The sequence below is a fragment of the Pseudomonas fuscovaginae SE-1 genome (genome assembly GCF_000364705.1).
Lineage (GTDB): Bacteria > Pseudomonadota > Gammaproteobacteria > Pseudomonadales > Pseudomonadaceae > Aquipseudomonas > Aquipseudomonas fuscovaginae_A.
This window is the reverse complement of sequence record NZ_AQOH01000240.1, coordinates 1-512: the sequence shown is the minus strand read 5'-3', so window position 1 is coordinate 512 and position 512 is coordinate 1. Positions and strand designations below refer to the sequence as shown.

1 protein-coding gene is annotated in these 512 nt (G+C 63.9%); it reads right to left on the bottom strand.

Annotated elements, in window-relative coordinates:
- Nucleotides 1-512, bottom strand: a 512-nt coding sequence (locus tag K675_RS31140; RefSeq protein WP_037006946.1) for a hypothetical protein, incomplete at both ends; no start/stop codon positions are given.

The window sequence follows — 512 nt, the reverse complement described above, 5'->3', positions numbered from 1 at the left end:
GCGACGGTCAGCTTTTGTCCGGCGCCACTGGAGAGGATGCCGGCGCGGTTGTCGAGGCTGTCGGCTTTGACGGTCAGGTTCTGTTGACTGACCAGGGCGCCCTTATCGCCGTTGAGCAGTACGCCGCTGAGGTCCACATCCAGATTGCCGCTGCGGCTGGACAGGGTACCGCTGTTGCGGTTGTCCAGGCTCGTACCCTTGACGTTCAGGCCCTGCCAGCCGGAGATCAGGCCGTTCTGGTTGGTCAGGGTGGTGCCGGTCACGCCCAGTTGGTTGTTGCTGATCAGCTTGCCGTTGCTGTTGTCCAGGTTACGGCCGGTGACGTTGAAGCTCTGGCGGCTGGAGAGTTCGCCGTTCTGGTTGTTCAGGTCGCGCAGGTTATCGAGGGTCAACGGGCCCTTGGCATTGAGCAGGCCGTTGCGGTTGTCGAGGTCACCCCCGGCCAGGTCGAGGCGGATCGCCTGGTCGCTCAGCAGGCGACCACCGTTCTGGGTCAGGCTGGAGACGGACAG